The organism is Terriglobia bacterium (assembly GCA_020072815.1).
GTDB lineage: Bacteria > Acidobacteriota > Terriglobia > Terriglobales > Acidobacteriaceae > Angelobacter.
In genome coordinates, this window is sequence record JAIQGE010000001.1 from 293,762 (window position 1) to 319,051 (window position 25,290).

The following is a 25,290-nucleotide window of genomic DNA, read 5'->3' on the forward strand; positions in this document are numbered from 1 at the left end:
CGACCTAGCACTATACGTGAAGACCGGCTGAGACTTCAACGGCAGTCCGCGCCGGCGCGTCTTATGAGCGCAGGAGTTGCCGGGCCACCGAACAGTAGAGATCTACCGCTTCATGCAGTTGTTTTTTGGAAATATATTCGCGCTCGGTGTGGGCGACATGAATCGAACCAGGCCCCAGCAAAACCGGCGCGCCCCAGTTGCTCAGGAAAGGGATGTCCGTGGTGAAGGCCGCCACCATACTTTCAATGCCGGCGACGGTGCGCAGCTTGGCGAAAGGAATCTCCAGTACGAACTCGGCCGCAGCCAGGCCGGCGACGGCGTCGGTAATTTGCTTCCGCAGCCCTTCCGATGGCCCAACCAGGCGGTAAAGAAGCTGGGCGCGGGCGTGATCGGAAATTACATTGGGCGCGCGGCCGCCTTCCAGCAAACCAATGTTCAGCGTGCACGGCCCGACTTCAGGGTTCTCCGGCAGCTTCATCGCGCGCAAGCGATCCAGCGCGGTGAGCAGCTTTTCAATCGCCGATTCGCCCAGCTCAGGGTACGCCGAATGCGCCATGCGGCCCTTGGCCGTCAACTCCACGCGCAGCGCGCCCTTGGACGCTACGGCAACCTTGTTTTCCGTGGGCTCGCCATTGATGAGGAAGCGGCTGCCGGGAGAATTCTGGTTGGCGACCTTGGCGCCCAGGCTGTCCCGCTCTTCGCCCACCACAAACAGCATTCCGACCGGCGCGCCTTCCTGCCGCAAACGCTGGCACGCGGCGATCTGCGCGGCGATGATTCCCTTGGCGTCGCAAGCGCCGCGCCCGTAAATGTTGTCATGGTCCTCTGACGATGGAATGAACGGCGGCACCGTATCCATGTGGGTGGAGAAGACAACTTGCGGCGCAACGCCATCCAGTGTGGCGATCACGTTGAAGCGCTCGTGCTCCACCGGCATTTTGTGCGTGGTGTAGCCGAACCGGCCAAGCTCGTCGTAGAGTTCAGCGCCCACCGCGCCTTCATGGCCGGTGGTGGATTCAACGTCAACGAGCTTGCGGGTCAGCTTGATGGGGTCCATTGGCTGGTTACAAGGATAAATCCTTCGCCAGTCTCCGGCGGACTTCAGCGTCTTTCACGGCGGAAAAACTCAGTTTGCTGGCGGCAAACCGTCAGGCAGATCACCCAACGGACCGTCAAGTTCGCGGTAAGCACGCTTGACGAAGACGTCAAGGAAATAGCTATTGAAGGCCTCGACGCCGGCGGCGTCTTTTACGCCGACTATCGCGGCGAAGTCGGCGCTTTGCTTACCTAGCGCTTCGGCGGTCTGGTCCGCCGTCATGCCTTTGATCTTGGCATCTTTCACTTTGGCCATCACATCTTCGAACAAACGGATGTTGCGGGCAATGAACTGGTCGCCTTCCTGCGCCTGGCCGTGGCCGGGGACGGTCCACGCCGGTTTGAGCGCGGCGAATTGCTTCAGCGTGGCCAGCCACTCCGCGGGATAGGTCCCGCCGATGGCGTACGGGTACGGATCCAGCATGATGTCGCCGGTGATCAGGATTTTTGCGTCGGGCAAGAAGATGTAAGTATCGCCGGGCGTAATGGCCCGCGCGTGCAGCACGCGAATTTCGCGTCCACCCATGTGCAGCGTGAGCGCGTCGGAGAAGGTCGCGTTGGGCAAGGTCTTGCGCAGTGATTGCTTCTGCTTAAGAAAATTGCGGTCCACCGCCAGGCGTTGTTCGGCGGCCTTGATGCGTTCTTCCGTGGCGCCTTTGGCCTTGATCGAGGCGATCTGCTTTTCAAAACCGTCGAGAAAATTCGGCAGATCTTCTTTCAGGCCGTGCTCGTTCCAGCGCGGTTCCACGGTGGCCATCATTTCCAGGTTCTTCTCGTGGCTGATGATCTGCAGCGCCGGATTCGCCTCAAGAAAAACCTGATTGCCGCCCCAGTGGTCCCAGTGCCAGTGCGAGTTGACCAGATAGCGGACAGGCTTGTCCGTCAGCTTGCGGATCTCCGCAAGAATGGTCTGCGCGGTCTCCGGCGTGGCCCCTGTGTCGAAGACCAGTACGCCGTCGCTGGTGATGATGGCGACAGAATTTCCACAAAAGCCCACGTCGGCATACGGCGTGGTGGTGAAGAGGTACACGCCGTCAGCGACTTTGTGCCTGGTGACTTTGCCGTAGTCAGCCGCGGCGCAGCACGCCGTCAGCCACAACACACATAGACCCAGCTTTCGAAGCACACGTCCTCCAACTTTGCGGAAACTTGGGCGAGCAGGTAATAGACGAGCGTGCACGTGAGATGTAAGCAGCAGCGCTGCTTCCTCTGATGTTCCGAACGAAGTGAGGAATCCCTATCGTCTTGCTGAATGTTCTTCTCGGCGATTCCACAAGATCAAAAAGATCCCTCACTGCGTTCGGGATTTCAGATGTAGGCGCACTCGAGGCTTGGAGTTTCCACTTGGCAGAGTGTAAAAAAGTACTGTGCCCAGCGGAGTCAAATCATTCTTCATGCCCGGTCCAGCGGGCCGGCTGGAAGCGCTGTTCAACGAAGGCCGCCCTGGAGCCGGCCACGCCGCGCTGGTTTGCCATCCACATCCTTTATATGGGGGCACCATGCATAACAAAGTGGTGTACCACGCCATGAAGGTGCTGAACGGATTCGGCTTTCCAGTGCTGCGGTTCAACTTTCGCGGCGCCGGCCTGAGTGAAGGCCGGCATGACCACGGCCGCGGCGAAGCGGACGACGCGTCCGCGGCGCTCGACTGGCTGCATGCGGAAACTCGCTTGCCCATCATCTTCTGCGGATTCTCTTTTGGCGCGGCTGCGGGACTGCGTGCCGCCTGTGCGCGCAGCGACGATGACATAGTAGGCTTGATTTCTCTGGGCACGCCGGTCGCGGTGGAAGGCCGCTCGTACAACTACGAGTTTCTCCAGGACTGCACCAAGCCCAAGCTGTTCGTCAGCGGAGCGCTCGACCAGTACAGCCCGCAGGAAATTCTTCGGCAGGTAGTCGAGCAAGTACCCGAGCCCAAAGAACTCGTCCTGGTGGAAGGCGCCGACCATTTCTTTGAAGGCCATCTGCCGGAGATGCAGACGGCGATTCGCGCCTGGACCACGAGCTACTTCGCGCCGGTGGACGCCGCGTGACGTCCGCAGCGCACAGCATGCGTTCTTTGGCGCGGGACATATTCCTGCACGCGCTGGCCGAAGCCAGCATCAGCAAAGCCTTTGACCGGCACATCCACTACGAACGCGGCGTGTTGCGCGTCTGCGAAGATCTGTACGACCTGAAGTCTTACTCGCGCGTGCTGGCAATTTCTTTCGGCAAAGCGGCGCATTGCATGGCTGAGCTTCTTGCCCAGCAGGTTGTGCCGGGCGTGCAAGGCATCATCGCTGACCCCAACCAGCATCCTCACCAGCTCCCCGGCTACCGCTACTTTGCCGGCGGCCATCCGCAGCCCAATGCAGAATCGGTGCGCGCCGCCGAGGCGATCTTGAAATCTCTGGGCTCGTTGAACGCGCAGTCGCTGGCCATCTTCTTGATCAGCGGAGGCGGCTCATCTGCGGTGGAGAAGCCGGTGGACGACGAGATCTCGCTCGCCGATCTCATTGCGACATACAAAACCCTTGTTTTTTCCGGCGCGCCGATTGCCCAGATCAACGCCGTGCGCAAACATCTTTCCGCCACCAAAGGCGGACGCATGGCCCGCGCCGCCCAGGGCGCGCAACTGGTTTCGATTCTGGTTTCTGACGTTCCGGAGCACGCGCTGGATTCGCTCGCCTCCGGGCCGACCATGCCGGACGGTTCGACCCGCGACGACTGCTACCGCATCGTGAGCGAGTACAACATGCTGCCGGAGTTCCCCGCTTCCGTCCGCGAACTGTTTGAGCGCCGCGCGCTGGAGGAGACGCCCAAGAAAGATGATGCGGCCTTTGCGCGCTCACGCTGGTGGAAGGTGCTGTCCAATGAGACGGCGGAGAAGGCGGCCGCCGAAGCCGCGGCCAGGCACGGATTTACTGTGCAAATTGATCACTCCTGCGATGACTGGGATTTTGCCCGGGCCGCGGATTACCTGCTGGACCGCTTGCGCACGCTGCGACGCGACGGCGGCAAGGCCTGTATCGTTTCCGGCGGCGAGGTGACCGTGAAAGTTACCGGAGACGCCAGCGTTGGCGGACGGAACCAGCACTTCGCTCTCTACTGCGCGCAAAAAATTGCGGGAGAAAATATCTGTGTGCTAAGCGCGGGCACGGACGGCATTGATGGCAACAGCCTGGCGGCCGGCGCCGTGGCCGACGGCACAACCCTGGAGCGCGCTCGCGCTGCAGGGCTCGATGTGGCACAGACCCTCAGCCAGTTCAATTCATTTCCGCTTTTCGAGAAATTGGGCGATGCGATCCAGACTGGGCCGACGGGGAACAATGTGCGGGACCTGCGGATACTGCTGGCCTACTGACCGAATTTAGTAATTGGGTAGTTTTGTAATTTGGTAATTGCAAGTGCCGATTAAGATTCAACTGCCAATTACCCATTTACCAAATTACCCAATTACTCACCCTTGCTGCCCTAACTCCGCACTTGCGCAAACACCACATACAGATGATGCGCTTCATGCACCAGGAAAAACTCAACCCACTGCGCCAGCGTCAGCTTGCCGAACTTAGGATGCACTCCGGTGCGGGCGAAGGAATCACCGCTAAGCTGCTTCAGTTCGGCAATCAGTTTTGCCCGCGAAGACTGCATCTGTTCCAAGACTTCGCTGGTGGGTAATTGCCGCCAAGCGTCCCAGGCGGAATCGTCTTCGGCGCGGTAGCGGGCGAAAGCCGGGTTGGGTTCCGCCAGGATGCGGTGGAGCCGCTCGAGAAAGATTTCATGGTAGCGGCCCAGGTGGGCCAGGTTCTCATGCGCTGACCACTTGTCGGGATTGGATCGCTGGGTCAAGTTGCCATGGCCGTCGGCGATGACCACGGCAAGAAAGTCTTTCAGTTGAGCTTCACAGCGCAGAATTTGCGAGGAATGGTCCAGCTTCATGGGGATAGCATAGCGCACGGCACCAAGCCAACACCGGGCTTGGTGGGGACCCCGGCCTACAGAGGCTGAAGCCAGTGCTTCAACAGCGATTCGGATGCGATGGGGTTCCCTCGCTCCGCTCGGGAAAAAAGGCGACTATCCCAGGTAACCGAGAAAATCTTTCGGCCCGGACTTCCCAAAGCCGGGAAAAACTTTGTCCAGGTTGCCGGCGCCCAGATGCCGGCTCAACGCTTCGCTCAGCACCTGGCGGAAGTCGGTGGTCACGGCCAAGTCGCGGCCTTCATAAAGTTGCCCTGGCTGCAGGCCCGGCCAGCGTCCGTAAACTTTTCCGCCTTTGACCGGGCCGCCCAACACAAAGATGACGTTGGCGTGGCCGTGGTCGGTACCGCGGTTGCCGTTTTCCCGCGCGGTGCGCCCGAACTCTGACATGGTCACGATCACGGTGTCTTCGGCGAGATTGCCCAGGTCAATCCAGAACGCGGCGATGGCTTGCGAGAATTCGCGCGTGAGGTTGGCGATCTGGCCTTGCACGCTGCCTTCATTCACGTGATGGTCCCAGCCGCCGATGTCGGCAAAGGCAACTTCCACGCCTAGGTTGGCTTTGACCAATTGCGCCACCTGGCGAAGGCTGTCACCAAAGCGCCCGCGCGGGTAGTCGGCGCCTGCGGCCGGCGTGTATTTCTCCGGGTCCGTGGACTTGAGCATCTTGACGGCTTCAAACGTCTCGTTGCCGGTGCCGTGGAGAACCGAATCCACGGACTGCTCATACATGGCTTCAAAAGTATTGCTGGCGACTTCCGCGCCACGTCCGCGTCCGCCCACGGCGAAGCTGCGAATGTCACTCATGGCGACGGCGGGCACCGGTCCGGCCAGCGTGCGCGGCAGCGCGCCGCCCATGGCCACGGCGCGGAAGGGAGTCGCCGACGGTTCATTCAATCCGGCAAGCGCGCGATTCAGCCAGCCGTCTTCGGTGGACTTGATGCCGGGCGTGCCGGATTCCATGTAGTCCTGCGCGTCAAAGTGGGAGCGCGTGTTGTCCGGCGAGCCGGCCGCGTGGACGATGGCCAGGTGTTTCTGGTCCCACAGCGGTTTGAACGCGGACATGGAAGGATGCAGGCCGAAGGAGCCGTCCAGGTCAATCACGCTCTGGCGCGGGATGGCGATGGTCGGACGCATGGCGTAATACGCCTGCTCGGCGTGCGGGACGACGATGTTCAGCCCGTCGGCGGCGCCGCGCTGAAAAAGAACGACGAGACGTTTTTTGCCCGGAGCGGCGGTTTCCGCGGCGTAGACAGCGCGCGTAAGAAAGCTGGGGACCACGCTGGCGCCGACGATGGCCAGTGCGCCGTTCTTCAGAAAAACTCTGCGAGTGATGGACATATCGTTACCTTCTCTGGAATTCCGGCGAGCCCATGATCAGCCCGGCGATAGCGCCGGTGTTGGGTGCGCGGTTGGGATCGTCCAATTTGCGCTGCGTGACCTGAGGATCGTTCAACTGTTTCTGTATCACGGCGTGCGTTTGCGGCGAAACGTCGCCAGACAAAATGCCTTTTTCCAGCAAGGCCAGCGCCGCGTCAGCGTCGGTTGGCGTTGGTCCGCGCAATAAGGTTTGCGGGTCCAACGCGGTCCCCGGCAGCTTGCCGGTGCCCAGCGCCAAGGCAAAGTTCATGCGGTTGAGCAGCGCGGAAGAGTTCACCCAGGCGTCGCCCTTCATGGAATAGCCGGTGGGCGGTTGCATTCCGTAAAGCTGCATCCCCATGCGGTTGAGGAACTGGACCATGGGCAGCGCGTTCTGCACGTCAGCGCCGGAAGCGCGCGCGGCGGAGGCCACGAACTCCAGCGGCGTTTTCACTTTGGCGCGGTAGGCGTCGGCAGCCCAGAATTCCGGCGACTTGAACATGGTGCGCAGGACTTCCTTGATGTCGCCATCTTTCTTCAGGAAGGCGTCCGCCATGCGGTCCACCAGGCTCTGCGGCGGATTGTCAGACACAAAGCGCATGGCCAGCTTGCGGGAAATAAATTTGGCGGTGGCGGGATGATGGGCCAGCACGTCCAGCATTTCCATGCCTTCTTTCTCGCCGCCTTCGCTGATCCTGCGGCCCAGCACCAACTTGTTGCCGGGTTCGTGGGCGCGTTCGTTGAACTTGAACCCGCCGCCTTGCTGGGGCTTTTCAATGCTCCAGCCGGTCAGGACTTTGGCCAGCTCGGTGACGTCTTGCTGGGTGTAGCCGCCGTCCACGCCGAGCGTGTGCAGTTCCATGATTTCGCGCGCGTAATTTTCATTCAAGCCGCTGGGCCGGTTCTTGTTCTGTTGGGGACGCGGGAATGGAGCAAAGGGCCCGCGACGGCGAGCCCGGCGCATCCCACCGGGGCCGTAGACGGCCAGCTCAGAGTTGGGGCCCACGGACTGCCAGTTGTCCAGATAGAAGAGCATGGCCGGGCTCTGGGCGGTGGCCACCAGCAGGTCCTTAAACTTGCCCAGCGCACGCGGACGAATTACATCGCGCTCGTAGGCGGTGATCATGTAACGGTCCGGGCCTTTGCCGATGAAGACGTTGAAGTGGTTGTACCAGAAGTCGGTCATGACTTCGTCCAGCTGGCGTTCGCTGTAGATGGCGCGCAACAGCTTGCCTTGGGACAGTTCGCCGCCCACCACCAGTTGCGGATTCACGATGGCTTCAATCGTCTCCTGCTGCTGGGGGCTCATGCCTTCAACCAGCTTGAAAACCTTGCCACCGCGATACGAATCCGCCATGTCCATGCGGGCTTCCGGCGTCATCTGGAGGATGGCATGGTAGCGGTCGTCAGGCGCCATCTGCATCAGACGGTCGTTCGACGCAGAATTGACAACGTCCGCATACATCGCGTTTTCTTTTTGCTTCTGTGCGACGCTGGGCTTTGGATCAGCATTGGATTTCGTCATTCCCGAATCCGATTTCGCGGGCGCGGGAGCCATGCCCAGATCGGCGTACATGGCGTCTTCTTTCTGCTTCTGGTGGGCTTTGCGCTGCTCGGGCGTGAGCGACGAATCGTCGCCGGCGGGCTTCATGCCTTCTTGCATTTCCATTTCGGCTGCGACATCTTTATTAGCGCCGCTCACAGGGGTCTTGCCGGGCGCGCTGGCCGCTGGACTTTCACCAGCACCACCGGCGGCGGACTGCTTTCTTTCCTGCCGTTCTTCGCGCCTCATGACCTGCGCCTGGTAGATGGCGCGTTTGGCGGGATCGCGCGGCAAACCCATACGTCCGTTTTCCACGGCCTTGACCACTTGCGGCGGAGGAAAGTTTTCAACCATCTCGCGCGTGCTCATCTTGAGCGTGCGCAGCGGAGCCAGGCGGGAATCCAGAGAGGCGTCACTGATCTTGTCGGGATGAAGTTGCTCGTCGAGCCATTTATCCAGGCCCATGGCGCGGACGCGCTCCACGTCGCCGGGACGTATGCCGAAGGTGAGACGATTCAGCGCATGGACGATCTTCTTTTCATCGTCCATCTGCGGTGAGGCAGGCTGGTCCTTGGCTTTCTTGTCTGCCGCCACCAGCAGAACGGCGGAGACCACCATAACCATACTCAGCAGGGGCAATGCCTTACGCATGAAGGGCATAGAAACTCCAGAGGCACAGGTTTTCCCAGAGGATAGTAACCCGAAATCGCGGGAAAGTTGTGCCCCGCCGCGATTACGTAAGGAACGTCCTTCCGCGGTTGGTGCGATGGTTCAGCTCGGACACCAGGTGATCAATGTCGGTGGGAGAAATGTTGCAGGCGATACTGGGATCGAGAAACGGTTTGCGCGCGCGGTCCTGCGGCGAGGCCCAGGGGCGCGGCGGCGAGAGCAAGGCCACGGCGTCGCGGCGCAGCTGCACCAGCAGGCCTTGCACCACGTCTGGATCAAGCTTGGATGGGGCCAGCCAGCTCAGTTGCGCGGCGGCTTCGCCCAGCGTCATCCGCTTGCGGTAAGGGCGCTCACTGAGCATGGCGTCAAAGGTGTCCGCCACGGCGACGATCTTCACCGGCATGGACATGTCTTCATTGCGCAGGCGGTCGGGATAGCCGGAGCCGTCAGCGCGTTCGTGGTGCGAGCGCACAACCTCGGGCACATGCGGCCAGGGGAACTGCACGGTGGACACAATGCGATGCCCGACTATCGTATGGTCAGCCATCTCCTGGAACTCGCCGGAATCCAGCGCGCTGGGCTTGGTGAAAATGTGTTTGTCCACGGTGACCTTGCCGATGTCATGCAGGTAGCCGGAAGCGCGCATCTCTCCGACTTCAGTCGCGTTCAGGCCGATCCCTTCGGCGATGCCCGCCGAGTAGCGTCCCACGCGGAGCGAGTGGCCGTGCATTTCCTTGGACTTGATATCAATGGTGGCGGCGAAGCCGGCCAGCGCGTCGTCCCAGAACGAGTGCACGGAAGCGATCAGCTTCAGGTTGTCCGCAGTGCGCTCTTCCAGCGACATCAAGAGCTGGTGGTTGTAAATGGCCAGCGCGATGAACGGCGCCAGGTCGCCAACCTGCTTCAAGGTCTCTGCGGTGTATTCCGCTCCGCCTTCGCGCTCACCCAAGAGCAGCGCGCCGATCAGTTTGCCGCGCACCCGCAGCGGCGCAATGCAGCGGAACCACACGCTGGAAATGTTGCCGGTGGAACTCAGGAAAACGTCGCTGCGCTCGCGGCCGATCCTTTGCGGTGTGGGCGTGTTGATGAGCGCGTGGACGTGCTTGGGCATGAGCGGGAACACCGCGGTCTGGGGAAACACGGCAAAACCGGAAGCCGCAATGGAACTCAGCATGGCCGGCTTTTCCTGGAAACGAAAGAGCGCGCCGGAACTGGCGCGGACAGCGGCCATGACAACTTCCAGGGCGGCGGCGGCGGTCGTGGCAAGGTCTCGCTCGCCCGTCAGGACGGGTCCCAGTTCGGCCAAGACCTGGGAGGCGAGCAAAGGAGGTCTGCTTGTAACGAAGGGGTCGGCCAAATTGTGTGGCGCGAACTCCAGAGCAATCTCAGCCTAACAGCTTAGGAGACTCTCACAAAGCCCGAGTATCGGAGTGGTAAACAGGTTAAGGCAAAAGACTTGGCTTGCAGCTGGCAGCTAATAGACGGAGAGATCCATCTGCTGCAGGCGGCCGATGACCCTGGAGGCCGCGCCTTTCAATAGGTTGAGAGGCAGCGACTCATCGGTAGCATCGCTCGACGTTGACACGCTAAACCCGACATTCTTGTACACCACTTGCAGCGTATAGTTTGCCTCCGGGGCATCTCCCTGCCATTTTGTCAGAACAGCACTCTCGCCAACACCGGAGACTTCGTGGCCGCTCTCCCCCACCATGGCAAGTTGAATGAGACCCACGGTCTTTGAGTTTTCCACTGCATCTTTGAGCCGGGCGGGCGACGCAGTGACGAACTTGAGCGCGAGCAAGGGGCCATGCGAACAGTAGGAATCATATTGCTGCAAAGGACCTGAGGGCTCGACTCCAGTAACCATTCTGTAGTCGTAAGCTGTAAACAACTCACATGCGGGCGGAAACACCTTGGGCTCTGGTGGCGGCGGAGCCATGGCGACTTCAGAGGGCAGTTGAGAAATAATTTTCAAGGCCACTCGCTTTTCCAACTCCAAAGGGTCCGGCCGTACGGCTTGACCGGGGACGAAAGGCAGGTCGCGGATTTGAGTTTCCAACAACCATGGGCCTCGGTGGACACACAAAAAGCCGTTAGAGCGCCAAAATGCCTGGTCACCGACGCCAGGTGCGGGTTTTCGATCTGGGGCGGCGTTGCAACGCTCTTCCCAGAGGTCCCGTTTCCCAGACTTCGCAGGAAACAGATTTATGACTACCAGTGCGCTGCGCCGGTCAAACCCGTAGACACAGTATCTGGAATCATCATCCCCATCGCGGGCAACTCCGTTGGACGTTTTGCCTCCCAGCAGATCGTCAACATCCCTTGCGGTAAACAACTGGCAAGGATCAGGCACAATCAACCGGCCCTTGCCGGCCGGAACCTGTGAGGCAGGCGTGACCGGGGAGCGATTGAACCGCTCATCGTCTAGATGGATTTTGGCTTTGGGGCGCCGGTCGTTATTCTCGCGCGCGGCGCGCGCGGCAGCGCCCAGATCAGAGGGCGCGTCCTGGGCAGAAGATGCGCACGGGGACAGGCAACATCCCAAAAGGACTACCAGTATGCTGCTAAGTTTCAACAGTACACCTCGTCAACAGCCGAAATCGCCCGGCGCGGACCCATCTAGGAGGATGGTAGCAAAGGAATATTAGGAGCCCATGGTGCCGTTGGACATTGCACGGTTGGGTTACCGAAGACTAAGCTTTGCGGCCCTCCATCTCCAGCAGCGCCGCCTTGCGCTTCATGCCCCAGCGATAGCCCGCAAGACTGCCGGATTTCTGCACAACACGATGGCACGGTACTACCAACGCAACCGGATTCTGCGCGCAGGCGCTGGCCACGGCGCGCACCGCGCGCGGCTTGCCGATGATCTTGGCAACCTCCGTGTAACTGCGGGTCTCACCGCGCGGAATCTGGCGCAGCGCTTGCCACACGATCTGCTGAAACGCCGTGCCCTGAACGTCCAGGGGGATGCTTTGCGCAACGATGCTGTGCGCAATAGACGTTCCGCGCAGCAGTTGCTGCACCTGTCCGGCGACGGCTGCGAGCCGGCGGTCGTCGCGGTGAATTTCCGCGGCGGCAAATTCGCTTTTCAGCTCGCGCGTCAGTGCGGCTTCGCTCTGGCCGAAGCGCACGGCGCAGACACCGCGCTCCGTGGTGGCGATGAGTAGCTTGCCCAGGCTCGTAGGCGCCACGGAGAAGAATATCTTCACGCCTTCGCCCTTGCGCCGGAAGGCCGAAGGAGTCATGCCGAGTTGCGCGGGCGCGGACTCGTAGGCGCGGCTGCTGGAACTGTAGCCGGCTTCATAGATGGCGTCAGTGATGCGGGCTTCCGTGTGCAGAGCGCTGCGGAATTTTCCCGCACGGCGCGCCTGCTGATACTGGCGCGGGCTGATGCCCACGGTCCGCTTGAAGAGCCGCTGGAAATGGAACGGGCTTAGGCCCACGCGGCGGGCCAGGTCGCTGAGACCCAGCGCGGTGTCGCCATTCTGGGCCAGGGCCTCATCTATATAGCGGCAAGCGGCTTCAATCTTTTCGATTTGCGCGTTGCGGCCAGTGGGCGTGCAGCGGCGGCAGGCGCGATAGCCGGCCTGCTGGGCGTCGGCGGGCGATTCAAAGAATTCCACCATCTCGCGCCGCGGGCGGCGGCTGGGGCACGACGGCCGGCAGAACACGCCGGTGGACCTGACGGCATAGACGAACTGGCCGTCAGCCTTGAGGTCGCGGGCCAGGACTTGCGTCCATTTATCGTTTGCGCTGATCACAATTTGCATTTCTTCCTCCGTGAGACCTGAGTGTAGGGACGCCGGCGGAGGAGAGCTATCCGGGGATTGCTGTCAAAGTGCGCAATGTGATTTTAGCGAAAATCTCACCACGGAGGCACGGAGACACGCAAAACCATGAAACACGGAGGAAAGGAGGAAGCGGAGGATGAGCAGTTTTGCAGTCGGGCGAAAACAAAGAACTTTACCGGGGAGACGCGCGGAAAACCGGACCAATGTAGAGTCGATATCGGCCAAGAAACTTGGCGGGTGACGAGCATCGAGGAAACGCCCTGTGGCCGCATGTACGTCCGAAGCATTCTCGGGATGTTTCGAGTCGCCCTTGCCCGCCTGCAGCGGACGCGGACTCGCTCAACATGACAAGAACAGAGAGGGAGTCAGGACCGTGGGCGTGACGTGGTACGGCGAGATCTTCTACTTGGGTCATCCGTGAGGTGGATCGTAGTCATAGGGATCCCTCCCTACGGTCGGGATGAAGAAAAAGGGCCGTTTGTGAAATCCGGACAGTACACAGCACTGTCCATGCGAACTAGACCTACTGGCAGGACCGGCATGGGTGGCCAGCGTGGTATTCTCGCCGGGAGACTTAACCGACAAGCGCTTTCATACGTAAGTTTGCACAGGAGAAACGCGACTGCCTCCCTCCCCGACGCCTCGCCTTCGTGTGGTCTCTTGGATCATCGCCCTCCTTCTGCCTGCTGCCGCGTGGACCTTCACCAGCTACACGCAAGCCTATTTCCATCCTGGGTTGGGAGCGTTCTTTACTGCCGCCGCGGTGCTGGCTGCGGCGATCGGCGGAATGCGCATGGCTTTCGTGGCCGCCACGCTGAACGTGGCTGCCATGAACCTGTTCGCGCGCCTGTATCTGCCCAGCACCCAGCATACGAACATCGGATTCTGGTCCGTGCTGATGGTGACCGTGGCGCTGGTGGTGGGCTACGCGCGAGAGAAATGGTCGGCCGCGGAAATGCTCGCCGGACGCCTCAGCACCGACCTGGCCCGCCTACGCGACGAGCTGGAATCGCAACGCACTGACCTGCGGCGCTTTCACGATCTCAGCGTGCGGCTCTCCAGCAGCCTGGAATTGCAGCGCCTGCTGAATGACGTGCTGGTATCGGTGGCGTCGCTGCAAAAGACCGATCTGGCTCTGCTGCTGGTGCTGCCGGAGCGCAAGAGCAAAGTGCTGCGGGTGGAAACCTACACGGGTTTCGCGGCTGAGCAGATCAAGCTCTTCGGCGAGCTGCCGGCGTCGTTCTTTTCGCCGGAGCGCCGCGTGCTGATTGAAGACATTGAAAAACCCGGGACACATTTTCCGTTCATGGAAGCCGCCAAGGAAGTCGGGTTCCGTGCGGTGTTCAGCATGCCCATCATGAACGCGCGGGGCGAACCGCTGGGCATGGTGGTCACGTTCTTCCGACATCCCTACGCGCCCAGCGACCGGCAGTCACGACTAGTGGAACTCTACGCCCGCCAGGCGGCCAACGCGCTGGACAACGCGCGCTTGTATCGCGATTCGCTGGACACGCTGGCGGCCGAGCAGCATCGCACCGCCGTGCTGCGGTCGCTGGCGGAAGCATCTGTGCAGATCAATTCCGCGCTCACCATGGATTCCGTGCTGCAAGCCATCACCGACCAGGCGCGGACCATCATCGGCGCGCGCCAGGCTTTTACCACGCTGCTGGCCAAAGGCGCGTGGAACCAGAGTCTCACGTGCGTGTCCGTGGCGGAAGGCGAACCGGCCTTCAAGTTTCCGCAGGAAAGCTCAGAGAATTTCATCCTGGCGTGCAGTCTCAACAAGCCGGTGCGGCTGGACTCCAGCGGCGGCGGGACCCGCCCGTGGCGCGCCATGATGAAGAATGAAGAAGCCACACGGCATGGCTGGCTGGCCGCTCCCCTGCTCACCCGTGATGGCCGTAACCTGGGATTGATCCAGCTGTTTGAGAAGATGAACGGCGAGTTCACGGAAGACGATGAGGCAATCCTGGTGCAGCTGGCGCACATGGCGTCCGTGGCCACTGACAACGTGCGGCTGTATCGCGAAGCGCAGGAGCAGATCGCGGAAATCAAACGGACGCAGGAAGCGCTGGAGCGCAGCAAAGAAAACATGGAACTGGCGCAGCAGTACGTGGGCATCGGCATATGGGAGTGGGACCTCCACACCGAAGCGCTGGCTTGGTCGGACAAAATCTCCCGCCTGCACGGCGTGGAGCCGGGAAATTTTGACGGCAAGTACGCCAGTTGGATGGAGTGCATTCATCCTGAGGACCGGCAGCAGGTACATCATGCGATTACCGAAGCCACGGCGCGGAACGGCGACTATGAAGTGCAATATCGCGTGGTGTACGCGGACAAGAGCGTCCACTGGCTGGAGACCCGCGGCCGCACCATGATGATCGGCAATACGCCAGTGCGGATGCTGGGTGTGGCCATGGATATCACCTCGCGCAAGCTGGCGGAAGAGGCGCTGCGCCGTTCAGAAAAGCTGGCGGCCACCGGACGTCTGGCGGCCAGCATCGCGCACGAAATCAACAATCCGCTGGCGGCGGTGACCAACGCGCTGTACATCCTGCGCATCAGCGCGGGCATGCCGCAGAACGCGCTGGAATACGTCCGCACGGCGGAAGCCGAACTGGCGCGCGTGGTCCACATCACGCGGCAGACGCTGGGCTTTTATCGCGAACCGTCGTCGCCCGTGCCCATCTACGTTCCGCAAGTCATGGAAGAAGTGCTCTCCGCGTACGGCACCAAGATCCAGAAGCATGGGACAAACGTCTTGACGCTTTATGAGGATGTGGGACAACTGGCGGCCTTCCCCGGCGAACTGCGGCAGGTGTTCTCCAACCTGGTGCTCAACGCGCTGGAAGCGCTGCCCGAGGCCGGAAAAATCTTTGTTCGCGTGCGCGAGGCGCATGACCGCGAAGAAAAGCGTGGCGTAAGGATCACGGTGAGCGACAACGGTCCAGGTATCGCGCCGGAGAACCTGCCCAGGATCTTTGAACCGTTCTTCACCACCAAAGAAAGCAAAGGCACCGGACTGGGACTGTGGGTGAGCCAGGGGATCGTGCACAAGCACGGAGGCAAGATTCGCGTCCGCAGCAGCATTAGTGAGGGCCATCACGGGACCACGTTTGCGATCTTCCTACCCTTCGCCGCGAAAGAAGCTCCCGCCGCACAGCCGCCCGCGACGCAGGAAAGCACGGGAAGCGATGCGGTGGTGCAGAACGAAGTGGCGTCAGGCAACAAGTCCTCAGCGGCGTAACAGCCGCCCAACTCATCAGCTATCGGCCACACGGATTCGCGCAGGCGTTCCCCGCGGAGGCGGTCAGGCTTCCTGCAGACCGTGGAGCAGGCGTCCCATGACGCGGGAGATGCGCTCCCAGTTGCGGGCTTCCACCGCGAGCTGCTTCTTTCCCGCAGCGGTGATGGCATAGAAGCGGGCCTTGCGATTGTTCTCAGAAACGCCCCACTTGGAAGTGATCCAGCCTTTTTGCTGCAGGCGCAGCAGCGCGGGATAGAGCGTTCCCTGGTTGAGGTGCAGCATATCTTCTGACACCTGCTCAATGCGCCGCGCGATGCCGTAGCCGTGCATGGTGCCAAGGCCGTCCAGGGTCTTGAGCACCATCAGGTCCAGCGTGCCTTGCATGACGTCAGCTTTGGGGTCGCTCATCGGCGCTCCTGAAGTGCCGGATCAAACAGCACTTACGATCAACCAAATAGAAGACTAAGTTGCTATCTGTTGATTGTCAACAGGAAGGCGCGGGATCACCATGTGCCTGTTGGATTAAGCCGTGCTATGGCTCCGCCGAAGATCATGGACAGAGTACCTCCGAGGCGCAAATTGGCCCAGTCTGGGGGCTGGGGCCGGTCGCGATGACCAAGACCCCTTCCCGGCCTACGGCGAAACCATAAAAATATTGAATTTAAATGACTTAGACGACAGTTTTACGGCGGTGATCAACCCAAAGATGAGAGAAATTAATGTAGGAACACAGGAACACTTTTAGAGTATGCTAGTGCCTTGCAGGTTACTTTGGTAACTAGGCCCATGGTAAACACAAAAAAGTCGCTGTCCCCAGGCGCAAGCGCCCAGCGAGGATTTTCCCTGGTTGAGGCGCTGGTGGTGGTCATGGTGATTCTGGTGATTGCTGCCATAGCGATTCCCAGCCTGATTCAGTCCCGCATGAAAGCCAATGAAGCCGCGGCGGTGGCCTCCATGAAGACCATACAGACCGCGGAGACCTTGTATTCCACCGAGTTTCCCGAGGAAGGGTTCGCGCCGAGCCTGGCCGTGCTGGGGCCGAACGGGACTGACTGCTCCAACGCGGGGCCGACCAATTCCTGCATCATCATGGACGATGCCCTGGCCAGCGGGCTCAAGAGCGGCTACATCTTTGTGCTGACGGGCGATGGCAACACACCCACCCGCGCCTACACCTTGACCGCCTCGCCGGAGAGCAGCAGCGCGTCGGGCCGGTGCACTTTCTCCTCCAACCAGACAGGACTGATCTCCAAGACCGTCTCCGGTTCTGGAAGCGGCTCTGGGACCTTCACCGTGGGCACCAGCGGCACCTGCGACTAAGACCTCCGCAAAAGTTCGATTCCTTCTTCTTCGGCTGGCGAATCAATGTGCCTGCTCGCCTAGCAATTGAGACGTAAGCGAGAGTCTACTCAGCTTTCACCGTCACCGATACGCGGGTGTTTTCCCAATCGAGTTGCAGGCTGGCGGTGTCGTCGCCCTTCTTGTTGAAGGAAATGGTGAACTGCTCCACCAGTTGCGGCAGCGCCGACGTCTTCATGTCCACGCGGGCCAGATCTTGTTCCTGGTGGTACTCGGTGCCCCATTGTCCGGTCTGCTTATTGATGATCAGCTTCCATCCGCTTTCCGCGGGCAATGCGTAGAGCGTGTACGTGCCGGCCGGGACCTTCACGCCGCCGATGTCCAGGTTCGTCGCGGTTGTCAGCGTGGTGGCTTCATTGGCGCCAACCCGCCAGACGTAGCCGTAAGGCGCCAGGTCGGTTCCCAGCTTTCTTCCCCGCAGCGATGGACGGCTGTAATCCACCGTGATCTTCTTGCTCTTGAGCGTGACATCGGCCGTTGCCGGAGGACTGGGCCGCTTGCTCTTGTCCTGCTGTGCGACGCCGGCAGTCGTCAAACCGACCACCAGCGCGGCGACCGCGACCGCCGTTCCACCTGTAAAGATCCTGTTCCGCATGTTCATGTGAGTTGTGAATGTCCTTTCCCGATTTTTCTGCGCAGATCATTATCGCGCGCAGAACGGTGAACGGACAAATCTATCGTGACGAAGAGCCTCCGCAAACATTCAGGCCCCAACGCTCTTCGGCAAAGAAGCCGTTGAGCGCAGGAGCCTGATCTTCTGAATCTGGCGTTCGATTACTGGTTGGTGTACTGAGCCGCGTGCACGGGCTTCTTCTTCTTGCTCTTGGCGACTATTTTCTTGGGCGGCGCCGAGTCGTCTTTCCTTGCGGGCGCGCTCGCCACGACGGGCGCGTTGCCGCGCGGATCAACCACCGCGGCGCGCTGTTCTACGTAAGACGACAAGCTGCTGCGAATGCGGAGCAGGTTGGCGTAGTCGGCGGACAGGCGGTTGTACTCTTCCTTCTTGCCGTAATTTTGCGTGGCTTCCGCCAGGATGTCCAGGTTTTCGCAGACCAGCGTGACGTTGTTGTAGAGCTTAAAGGTGGAGCCCACGCTGCCGTGCTGCGCGCGCACTTCGCTGATCATCGCCGGCAACGCGCCGGCCTGCTGCTTGAGCATGTCCGCGGTCTGGTTGGCTTGCTGTTTGTGCGAACTCTTCTTGATGAAGCCGGTCTTCCAGCCGGACGCCCACTTGTCCGTACGCAGGTTGGCCAGATCCGTGTTGGTGGCCGATACCGCGGACTCCGCGTCGGTCAGCATGGACGTAAGGTCTACATGCTTGGACGTCGTCGAGGACGACGATGCAGACGCAGTCGCCGCCGACGCGTCTTTTGTTTTGGAATCCGGCGCTTTGGAATCCGACTTCACAACGTGCAACTGCGCGTCTTTGGATGACTGTGCGAAGGACGGTGCGGCCATGCTGAGACCGAACATGAGGACGACGACTGCAGCCAAGATTTTTTTCACGGATTACGCTCCTGGTGGTGGTATTTGGACTTGGACTTCAAAACTCAACATCAGACTTGCATGGCGCGGACCCCGGTTGCCCGCCGCAGCGCGCTGTCGCGCACGCCACAGCGGTGATCATTACTGGCTATTGCTGAACTGCATTCCCGACGACGACTTTTTCTTCTTGGCGGCGGCCACCGACTTCTTCTGCTGCTTGTCCGGCACGCCGTCATCAATGATGATTTTCTTCGGCATCCCCAGGCCATCGGTGGACACCGCGGAGGTGAAGCTGGAATACGTGACTCCGCCGTCGGCCGCGGCGGCTTTCTGCTGGATGTACGACGAGAGCGTGCGGCGCAAGCGGATCAGGTTGTTGTAGTCGGTGGCCAGCGGCGCGTACTCATCCTGCTTGCCATATTCGTGCGCCTTGTTGGCCAGCGTGTCCAGCGTCTCGCAGACCAGGCTCACGTCCTCGTAGACTTTGAAAGTCGCGTACATCCCGCCGCGGGAATTCATCGCGTCACGAATCAGGTCCGGCAGCGCGCCCTTCAAATTGCGCTGCAATGACGCGGCGTCCTGCGCGGCCAGGTTCTTGTGCGCGGTGCTGGTGGTGAAACCCGTCCTCCAGCCGCCTTTCCATTTCTCAATTTGCAAGTGGCTGATGTCGCTGTTGGTCGCGGCGGCCGTGCGGTCCAGCTCCAGCAGCGTGGACATCAGGTCCGGCCGCGCTGCCGCTGAGCCTCTGTTCTGCGCCCATCCAGCCGGAGGCAAACTCAGCGCCAGCATGGCGACCATCGGTAACACAACCCGCAGAATCTTCATCACAAACTCCTTACGCGATAAGGGCGTGCAAGTAATACGAGCTATCAAATCGGCGACTCATCAAACTCGAGTCGTTAAAACCTGAATCATCAAACACCAAACATCAATGCGCGAACCGTTGATACACGATTCATCAAAACGGCGACTTATCAGAAATCGCATCGCCAAAGTGCAAGACATCAAAACGCGAGACTCAAAACACGAATCATCAAAGCGCGAATCATCAAAAATCATTGAGGGTGAATTCTGTCCGACGAGGGCTTCTGCGGACGTTCGAGGGCACAATCGCTGAACTAAGGATAGCCCGGCGGCCAGGAATGTGCGCGTTACCGACGGGCAACTTAGAAGCGTATTGGGACAACGGTGACCTGCGGCGCCGGTGCTGGACTTCCGCGTGACCATTGTTAACTTTTGCACTCTCGATCTCCCCTTGCTCTCTTAACCACGACGGACTCCTTCGCGACCATGGCATTCCCGCTCGCAACGACAGAATTCCTGGTGACGCGCCTTTGTGCTCCTTCGTGTCCTTTGTGGTTCAAGTGTTTCTGCCTTTCCGATCACGGCGATGTCGGCGATCACGTGCGATTCCGGCGATGTGCCCCCTCCGGGGGCACCTTCATCCCCGGAAAATAAGGACTTAGCTCCAATCATCCCCGGCGATATCCGCTCCATTCACTAACTCGTCAACCTCTCACCATATACTCCTAACTCATTGCACCAAAATGACTTATGCTACCACAGGATGGCTTTCAAGGCAAGGAAAAAGTGCCGCATAGAAGGGAAATCCAGGCGAATAACAAGATGTAGGGTTGCCACACCTTAGACCATCCCCACATCTTGTGGTCTCTTCAGCGATTGTGGGCCGCTGGTCCTTCGCGGACCGCTGGGTTTCCTTCTAAAGATTGTGGAGCGTGGCCGCCCTCGGCCGCGGCGGTTGGGCACTCTCTCAAGCCAGTCCCCGCAGGGGACGGCTGGTAGATGTGTAGGGCAGGCTTTCAAGCCTGCCTGAGCCGAAGGCGAAACGAGCCGTTTCAACGGCGGGAAAGCAACGACTAAAGGTTCCTTCCGCGCTGCCGCAGGCCAGAACCCCGCGGGCCACAAATGGCCGCCGAACACCCACGGTCAGCGCCGTAGGCGCGTCGCGAAGTTAGCCCAGCACGGCGCCGAGGCGCGTTATGCGCTGAGGCGGTAAGTGCTGGGTAAGCAACGAAAGAAATCCGTTCCTCGCTGCCGCAGGCCGGAGCGGAGCCGCAGGCGGAGCGCGACGACTAGGCTTTCTTCGGTTTAGATCCGCTGCTTTCGGAGGGAAGGTTCTTGCTTACAAAGCGAACAAGCTTGGCCCAGTCAATAGCACCTGACTTGTCACAGTACTTCTGAGTGAATTCGAGGGTCAGCCGATTGTATATCTTGCCTTTCTGTTCATTAAACAAATTGGACTGTTTCTCGGCCTCATGTCCAAGCGGCTCGATCACATCAACATATAGTTCGGGGTCGCCGGACAATAAATGCCAAAAGCTTTGACCGCCAATATGTAAAAAAGACCCATTATCCGCGGTTTTGAAATTGCCGTAGCAGATGCCCAACATGCAAGTCAGTGAGGCCGCATGAGCAGCCAGGCTACGTGAAGTAAATCACAGGAACCGCCAATCATGTGCCTCGCAGAATGGGCATAAGTTCTTTGATGATGGGTTCCGCGACCCCAGCCACATCCGCTGTCATAGGTGCGGCGGTCATCCAGAGACGGAGAATTCTTGCGCCTACAGTGATCTCGGCTTTATGAAAAAGCTTTCCGGAGCCTTTCAAGCGAGTCCATGTTCCCACAGAACAAGGATAGATCAAGCAAGACACGATCGTCCGCGATTCGGCTAAGTTGGCGTAAGCCAATACTTGCAGCAAGTCATTGCGATGTTGCTCTTTCCACTCCCCTTCCATTGCAGTCCAGGAACGAAACTGCATCTCTTCGAAATGGCGCTTGTATTTTGCGTCAAGCACTAACGTCATATCGCCCCATTGCAGCCACAAATCAGGAATCAAAGATTTTTGCGATCCCAGATATGGCGGATCCCAGGAAATCGCTCGAGTTGTCTGCCTTAAACGCCCAACCTTTACAGCTGCGCCGGTATTTCGTGCGACGGCGTGAAACACGGTCTCGATCCAAGCCTCAAAAAATCTTTCCATCGCCATGACCCATGGAATGCCTTCAAGCTTACTGCTGCCTGCAAGGCCGCGCTTCTCGATTGTCCACTGGAGCGCTTGCAGCCCTTCAACATAAAACTCTGTCTTCAGCGGTTTGCGCACCCAGATTGCCATCTGAGTTGGGGATGGAATAAACACCGGCACATCCCGTACTAAGAAGAGTAGTTGTTGAGCGACATCAATTAGCAGATTCACAAAAGCACCGTGTTCAGTTTGGGACTGAAGGTCATCGATGATGCGCTCAATGCAATATCGAATTGCCCCGAGGAGCTGGCGCTCCTGCCGCAAATCGGGGAATGTACAAGGTACTGCGAGGAACGCACCTGTCGGCAAGGAACGAACCGCGTATTCGGTCCAACGAACTTGCCCGCGAGGAGCGTTTTGAATTTCACTGACGATTTCAAATCGTCGATTCACGCACTTGAGCAGGGCTTTGATCCTTGCGAGGATCATGGAAGAGAGGACCCAGCGCGGAATACTTCTTTCCGAACCTTTGAAGGGTTCAAGCTTGAGCGGTGTTGGCGCGATTCTCCAGCCCATCTGGGCAAGCATGGGCCCGATTCCGTCCCAGGGAAACCGAGGGTTCACGATGACGCCGTAATCAGCTTTTCCGCTTGTGGGGGAGATAAGTGGAATTGCGCCTATCGTGTTTCCTGAATGCAACCTAATCATCACATCTCGGCCATTGAACTCTCGATCAACCTGAATTTCAGCCAGTGAGAGAACGGAGTGATTCTGTTTGATTAGTTGTTCCGCGAGTCGTGCGGCTTCACTCAAGGAATTGCGGGGATCGCGATGCTTCAACTGAAATAGGTCAACGGCCGAAGTGGAAAAACTAGAATTGTCTTCCAAACGAATGAACGGATGGCCGCGAAGCGGCAGGCCGATCAGTGACTGGCTCACCCGTAGATCTCTAGATTTTCTTCTTATAGGCTGTGGACCCATTGCAAGTAGCTCCGGATCTGCTCACTAAACCCGCCCACGTACCCTTGTGCAAGATACTCTTCCAATAAGGGTGCAAGGCTCACTTTTAGGCTTACAGGCGCCTTTGACTCATCTTTCTCGAGGAAATACGAGTGTCCCGGAACCAGATTGAACGCATCGTCCTGAGCGTACTCAACGAAAATGGCAATCAATTCTCGGAATGCATGCTGCATCAGTCCGCAACCGTTCTTTGCAACCACGCTCATCTGCGGCCAGAGCGAGACGAACGCAAACCTTCGGCGAATGGCTACGTCCACGATCGCAATGCTACGATCGGCGCTATTCATTGTGCCGAGAATGTACAGGTTGTCAGGAATGCTGAACTTCTCATCAAAAGGCTTTTCGAAATTATACGGCAGACTTATTTCCCGTTTTCGAATGTCGTTGGCTTCTAGCAAATAGATAGCCTCACCGAGTATCTTGCTCAAATCTGCGCGGTTAATCTCGTCAATATTGAGCAGGTAGGGCTTAGGCTGGATTTTTAGCGCGTCGGCAGCGGCTTGCATAAGAAAGCCGCGTTTGGGCCGAAATTGCAGCCCCCGCACTTGATCTGAGTGATCGGGAGACAATCCGCCAATGAAGGTCTCATATGTCGTATTTGGATGCAGCTGGATTGTGCGGCCCGCGCCCTTATACTCATCCGCGAGCATATCTAGCGCCATTGTCGTCTTCCCCGTGCCCGGTGGACCTTGGATGACTACAAAACGCTTTTGCTCAAGCAATGCCTTAACTTCTTTAGAATCGACTTGCGGCATCAGGTGGTTAAACCACCTTGAACGAATCTTCTCACTGTCTTCACGCTGCGGCGCGTTAGGCCGAATTCCTCGTTCTTCGAACATCAAATCAAGAAAAGCGGCCACTGCCTTGAGCGTCACGCTTCGGTCACTGGTTGGCCGAAAAAGCGCGTACATCACGTTGCCATAAGTGTTGAAGGCATCTTTCGAACCCGGCCAATTCCTTTGAATATGATCGGGCACCGTGATATCCGTACGAGTGGGATCTTGTTTCGTCCAAGCGATCTGCTCACCTTTTCCGAACTCTCGGTTTAGCCACGCACCAATTGCTTGCGCTTTCCTTGCATGCCCTGGGCGTCCTAGAATAGCCTCATCAGGGGCAAGCCCCTGGGTTCCGACTACCAGACCAAGAAGGGCGGGCTCGTTCGAGGACGGGAAAATAACAAAAGAGAATCCTCCGTAAGGCCCCGATGTCGGGTTGCTCGGGTGGATATAAGCGGAGAATGGAACCCCAGAATCACCTTTCATGTCCGGCGCTCTCAGCTGGACTGCCTTCGCCGCAGCCGCTGGATACCGTCCTTGGGGGCCGCCGAACTGAGCTTTCAGAGCGTCTTCGTTTCGCTTTTTCCACTCCTGCAGTTCACTGGAGTGGATGATTTCGACAATCTGTCCTAGGCTCATACGCTAAATACCCCGTTGCTGGGGTGGAGGCAGTCTCTTTCCCTTTGGCAAAGGCCAATCGAGTTCCGCAGCGGCCCCGACTGGACCTATCTCGTTCAATGAAACTCGCGTAACAATAAACTCAAACCCGTCGTAACTATCGCAGCCGTAGCCTGGGCCGCTTCGTTCCACGACCCACCTGACGATAAGATCAAAGTATTGATGGGGAGACATGCCGACGAACTTCGGGAATTCATCCCCATAGCTACCCCCGATCCTACTAATATATTCGGCGGCTAGGCGCGGATCATAGAAGAGAAATTGATTTTGCAAAACGCCGGCCCAGAGCTCGGCGACCAGGTAAGCTGAGCGTCTAGAAAACATCAGGCACCTCTCAATTAGCTCGTGGTTTTCATCCTAAACTAACTGTTAAGAATTGGCAGTTACTTTCTCCGATGATGAGCGTCGCCGTCGTCCAAGAACTGGGATGGCGTAACGCCCAGAGCACGACTGATTTTTTCAATCGTGTACAGCGTCACGTTTTGCGGAGAGTTTCTGAGGCGAGCAAGCGAGCCGACCGAAATGCCGAGCCTCTTCGCGAAAGCGCGGTGGGTCAGCACCCCCTGCGCCTCCCGAAGTTTTCGTTGAACCGTTTTCGCGGCATCCATGTCTAGGTTGCAGATTTAGCAGAAACGGTGTTCAATATATTGAACAAATAGCCTGAGCCCTTATTTGCGTTGGGCAACACGGTTGCAACATCGGAACCGATAACGTCATGACAGACCCAATTCCCAACGACGCAACCGCCGACGAAGGCACAACCAACGCTGAACGGGCGTCCTGGGCAGAGGTGGCCTTGCTGGCCTACGGTCAGCGAACGGGAACAGTCGGAGACAAAGTAGGGGATGACGAGGACCCTTCTCTGATCATCACTGACCTTTTGGCGGACATCGCCCACTGGTGCGACCGCAACAACGTAGACCTGCAATTGGCGCTCGCGTCGGCGGCAAAGTATTACCAGACAGAGACCGGCGGGGAAGGAAGGCAGTTGCGGCCATGAGAAGTCAATCGGCAAAGAAGAAAAAGACCGCGAGAAAGAGACCTGCGCCGAGGGAATGTTTCCTCTTCCCGCAAGTGAAGGGCAAGAAGGTGGACTCGGTGGAGCTGTGGGCCGACATGGACAGTCAGTCGGTGACCGTCTGGTTTCAGGACCGCACCTGCCTGCACTTTGACCTGGCGCCCGGCCTGACGGTGCGGACCGAGTACTTTGCCTGGAAGAACGGGGAGCAGCGGGTGATCAAACGCTGGCCGGCTGTCCGCAGCGTGGGGAGGTAAGCCTGGGCCGCGGATTCGCACTTGGCGCTCAGATTCTTCTGACGCGCTCCG

Annotated in this window: 22 protein-coding genes; 6 read left to right on the forward strand and 16 right to left on the reverse strand. The window is 59.1% G+C overall.

The features are described from left to right. Positions 1 to 61 precede the first annotated feature (61 nt). On the reverse strand, positions 62 to 1,057 hold the full coding sequence (locus LAO20_01230; GenBank protein MBZ5530027.1) for a M20/M25/M40 family metallo-hydrolase: 996 nt from the start codon (positions 1,055 to 1,057) through the stop codon (positions 62 to 64). A 69-nt stretch (positions 1,058 to 1,126) separates the two neighbouring features. Beyond that, complete coding sequence (locus LAO20_01235; protein MBZ5530028.1) at positions 1,127 to 2,221, reverse strand: MBL fold metallo-hydrolase; 1,095 nt, start codon at positions 2,219 to 2,221, stop codon at positions 1,127 to 1,129. Between the two features lie 268 nt (positions 2,222 to 2,489). Here LAO20_01235 and LAO20_01240 point away from each other — a divergent pair, with 268 nt between their 5' ends. Both LAO20_01240 and LAO20_01245 read left to right on the forward strand, forming a co-directional pair. Next, positions 2,490 to 3,128, forward strand: coding sequence for an alpha/beta hydrolase (locus LAO20_01240; GenBank protein MBZ5530029.1), 639 nt, complete (start codon positions 2,490 to 2,492; stop codon positions 3,126 to 3,128). Between the two features lie 17 nt (positions 3,129 to 3,145). Then, positions 3,146 to 4,438, forward strand: a complete 1,293-nt coding sequence (locus LAO20_01245; GenBank protein ID MBZ5530030.1) for a DUF4147 domain-containing protein — start codon at positions 3,146 to 3,148, stop codon at positions 4,436 to 4,438. A gap of 110 nt (positions 4,439 to 4,548) precedes the next feature. Here LAO20_01245 and LAO20_01250 read toward each other — a convergent pair whose 3' ends face one another. The 6 genes from LAO20_01250 to ada all read right to left on the reverse strand — a co-directional run bounded on the left by LAO20_01250 (position 4,549) and on the right by ada (position 12,393). After that, positions 4,549 to 5,031: a DinB family protein gene (locus LAO20_01250; GenBank protein MBZ5530031.1), complete on the reverse strand. Its 483-nt coding sequence runs from the start codon at positions 5,029 to 5,031 to the stop codon at positions 4,549 to 4,551. A 117-nt stretch (positions 5,032 to 5,148) separates the two neighbouring features. Next, the gene (locus LAO20_01255; GenBank protein ID MBZ5530032.1) at positions 5,149 to 6,393 is read right to left on the reverse strand and encodes a DUF1501 domain-containing protein; all 1,245 of its coding nucleotides are present in this window, start codon (positions 6,391 to 6,393) and stop codon (positions 5,149 to 5,151) included. Positions 6,394 to 6,397: 4 nt separating this feature from the next. Then, a complete protein-coding gene (locus tag LAO20_01260) occupies positions 6,398 to 8,614 on the reverse strand; it encodes a DUF1800 domain-containing protein (protein ID MBZ5530033.1) in 2,217 nt (738 codons plus the stop codon). Positions 8,615 to 8,687: 73 nt separating this feature from the next. Next, positions 8,688 to 9,947 carry an HD domain-containing protein gene (locus LAO20_01265; GenBank protein ID MBZ5530034.1) on the reverse strand — a complete coding sequence of 420 codons (1,260 nt, stop codon included), beginning with the start codon at positions 9,945 to 9,947 and terminating at the stop codon, positions 8,688 to 8,690. Between the two features lie 150 nt (positions 9,948 to 10,097). Further along, entirely contained in the window at positions 10,098 to 11,198 is a 1,101-nt protein-coding gene (locus tag LAO20_01270) for a hypothetical protein (GenBank protein MBZ5530035.1), read from the reverse strand. Positions 11,199 to 11,316: 118 nt separating this feature from the next. Continuing rightward, positions 11,317 to 12,393, reverse strand: coding sequence for a bifunctional DNA-binding transcriptional regulator/O6-methylguanine-DNA methyltransferase Ada (ada, locus tag LAO20_01275; protein MBZ5530036.1), 1,077 nt, complete (start codon positions 12,391 to 12,393; stop codon positions 11,317 to 11,319). 673 nt (positions 12,394 to 13,066) lie between these two features. Between ada and LAO20_01280 the strand changes: the two genes are divergently transcribed. Beyond that, positions 13,067 to 15,661, forward strand: coding sequence for a PAS domain-containing protein (locus LAO20_01280; protein MBZ5530037.1), 2,595 nt, complete (start codon positions 13,067 to 13,069; stop codon positions 15,659 to 15,661). Positions 15,662 to 15,724: 63 nt separating this feature from the next. On the opposite strand, the gene LAO20_01285 is transcribed toward LAO20_01280, so the two are convergent. After that, the gene (locus LAO20_01285; protein MBZ5530038.1) at positions 15,725 to 16,069 is read right to left on the reverse strand and encodes a PadR family transcriptional regulator; all 345 of its coding nucleotides are present in this window, start codon (positions 16,067 to 16,069) and stop codon (positions 15,725 to 15,727) included. A gap of 378 nt (positions 16,070 to 16,447) precedes the next feature. On the opposite strand from LAO20_01285, the gene LAO20_01290 reads away from it, so the two are divergent. Beyond that, positions 16,448 to 16,981: a prepilin-type N-terminal cleavage/methylation domain-containing protein gene (locus tag LAO20_01290; protein ID MBZ5530039.1), complete on the forward strand. Its 534-nt coding sequence runs from the start codon at positions 16,448 to 16,450 to the stop codon at positions 16,979 to 16,981. 85 nt (positions 16,982 to 17,066) lie between these two features. On the opposite strand, the gene LAO20_01295 is transcribed toward LAO20_01290, so the two are convergent. From LAO20_01295 to LAO20_01325, 7 genes are all read right to left on the reverse strand, one after another. Beyond that, positions 17,067 to 17,615 (reverse strand): DUF2911 domain-containing protein, encoded by a 549-nt coding sequence (locus tag LAO20_01295; protein MBZ5530040.1) that lies wholly within the window; start codon positions 17,613 to 17,615, stop codon positions 17,067 to 17,069. Between the two features lie 179 nt (positions 17,616 to 17,794). Then, positions 17,795 to 18,526: a hypothetical protein gene (locus tag LAO20_01300; protein MBZ5530041.1), complete on the reverse strand. Its 732-nt coding sequence runs from the start codon at positions 18,524 to 18,526 to the stop codon at positions 17,795 to 17,797. A 120-nt stretch (positions 18,527 to 18,646) separates the two neighbouring features. Then, a complete protein-coding gene (locus tag LAO20_01305; GenBank protein ID MBZ5530042.1) occupies positions 18,647 to 19,330 on the reverse strand; it encodes a hypothetical protein in 684 nt (227 codons plus the stop codon). 1,268 nt (positions 19,331 to 20,598) lie between these two features. Next, complete coding sequence (locus tag LAO20_01310; protein MBZ5530043.1) at positions 20,599 to 20,916, reverse strand: hypothetical protein; 318 nt, start codon at positions 20,914 to 20,916, stop codon at positions 20,599 to 20,601. Between the two features lie 61 nt (positions 20,917 to 20,977). Then, positions 20,978 to 22,429 (reverse strand): hypothetical protein, encoded by a 1,452-nt coding sequence (locus LAO20_01315; GenBank protein MBZ5530044.1) that lies wholly within the window; start codon positions 22,427 to 22,429, stop codon positions 20,978 to 20,980. Positions 22,430 to 22,452: 23 nt separating this feature from the next. Then, on the reverse strand, positions 22,453 to 23,925 hold the full coding sequence (locus LAO20_01320; GenBank protein MBZ5530045.1) for an AAA family ATPase: 1,473 nt from the start codon (positions 23,923 to 23,925) through the stop codon (positions 22,453 to 22,455). A 422-nt stretch (positions 23,926 to 24,347) separates the two neighbouring features. Beyond that, complete coding sequence (locus tag LAO20_01325) at positions 24,348 to 24,572, reverse strand: helix-turn-helix transcriptional regulator (protein ID MBZ5530046.1); 225 nt, start codon at positions 24,570 to 24,572, stop codon at positions 24,348 to 24,350. A gap of 107 nt (positions 24,573 to 24,679) precedes the next feature. Here LAO20_01325 and LAO20_01330 point away from each other — a divergent pair, with 107 nt between their 5' ends. After that, positions 24,680 to 24,964, forward strand: a complete 285-nt coding sequence (locus LAO20_01330) for a hypothetical protein (GenBank protein MBZ5530047.1) — start codon at positions 24,680 to 24,682, stop codon at positions 24,962 to 24,964. Continuing rightward, the gene (locus LAO20_01335; protein ID MBZ5530048.1) at positions 24,961 to 25,239 is read left to right on the forward strand and encodes a hypothetical protein; all 279 of its coding nucleotides are present in this window, start codon (positions 24,961 to 24,963) and stop codon (positions 25,237 to 25,239) included. The genes LAO20_01330 and LAO20_01335 overlap by 4 nt, the downstream gene beginning before the upstream one ends. Positions 25,240 to 25,290: the final 51 nt, after the last annotated feature.

Bases quoted from the DNA above. Each gene is read 5' to 3' on its own strand.
- LAO20_01230 (MBZ5530027.1), bottom strand. From the start codon at position 1,057: ATGGACCCCATCAAGCTGACCCGCAAGCTCGTTGACGTTGAATCCACC.
- LAO20_01320 (MBZ5530045.1), bottom strand. From the start codon at position 23,925: ATGAGCCTAGGACAGATTGTCGAAATCATCCACTCCAGTGAACTGCAG.
- LAO20_01305 (MBZ5530042.1), bottom strand. From the start codon at position 19,330: ATGAAGATTCTGCGGGTTGTGTTACCGATGGTCGCCATGCTGGCGCTG.
- ada (MBZ5530036.1), bottom strand. From the start codon at position 12,393: ATGCAAATTGTGATCAGCGCAAACGATAAATGGACGCAAGTCCTGGCC.
- LAO20_01245 (MBZ5530030.1), top strand. From the start codon at position 3,146: ATGCGTTCTTTGGCGCGGGACATATTCCTGCACGCGCTGGCCGAAGCC.
- LAO20_01295 (MBZ5530040.1), bottom strand. From the start codon at position 17,615: ATGCGGAACAGGATCTTTACAGGTGGAACGGCGGTCGCGGTCGCCGCG.
- LAO20_01335 (MBZ5530048.1), top strand. From the start codon at position 24,961: ATGAGAAGTCAATCGGCAAAGAAGAAAAAGACCGCGAGAAAGAGACCT.
- LAO20_01240 (MBZ5530029.1), top strand. From the start codon at position 2,490: ATGCCCGGTCCAGCGGGCCGGCTGGAAGCGCTGTTCAACGAAGGCCGC.
- LAO20_01285 (MBZ5530038.1), bottom strand. From the start codon at position 16,069: ATGAGCGACCCCAAAGCTGACGTCATGCAAGGCACGCTGGACCTGATG.
- LAO20_01290 (MBZ5530039.1), top strand. From the start codon at position 16,448: ATGGTAAACACAAAAAAGTCGCTGTCCCCAGGCGCAAGCGCCCAGCGA.
- LAO20_01310 (MBZ5530043.1), bottom strand. From the start codon at position 20,916: ATGTTGGGCATCTGCTACGGCAATTTCAAAACCGCGGATAATGGGTCT.
- LAO20_01325 (MBZ5530046.1), bottom strand. From the start codon at position 24,572: ATGGATGCCGCGAAAACGGTTCAACGAAAACTTCGGGAGGCGCAGGGG.
- LAO20_01255 (MBZ5530032.1), bottom strand. From the start codon at position 6,393: ATGTCCATCACTCGCAGAGTTTTTCTGAAGAACGGCGCACTGGCCATC.
- LAO20_01260 (MBZ5530033.1), bottom strand. From the start codon at position 8,614: ATGCCCTTCATGCGTAAGGCATTGCCCCTGCTGAGTATGGTTATGGTG.
- LAO20_01330 (MBZ5530047.1), top strand. From the start codon at position 24,680: ATGACAGACCCAATTCCCAACGACGCAACCGCCGACGAAGGCACAACC.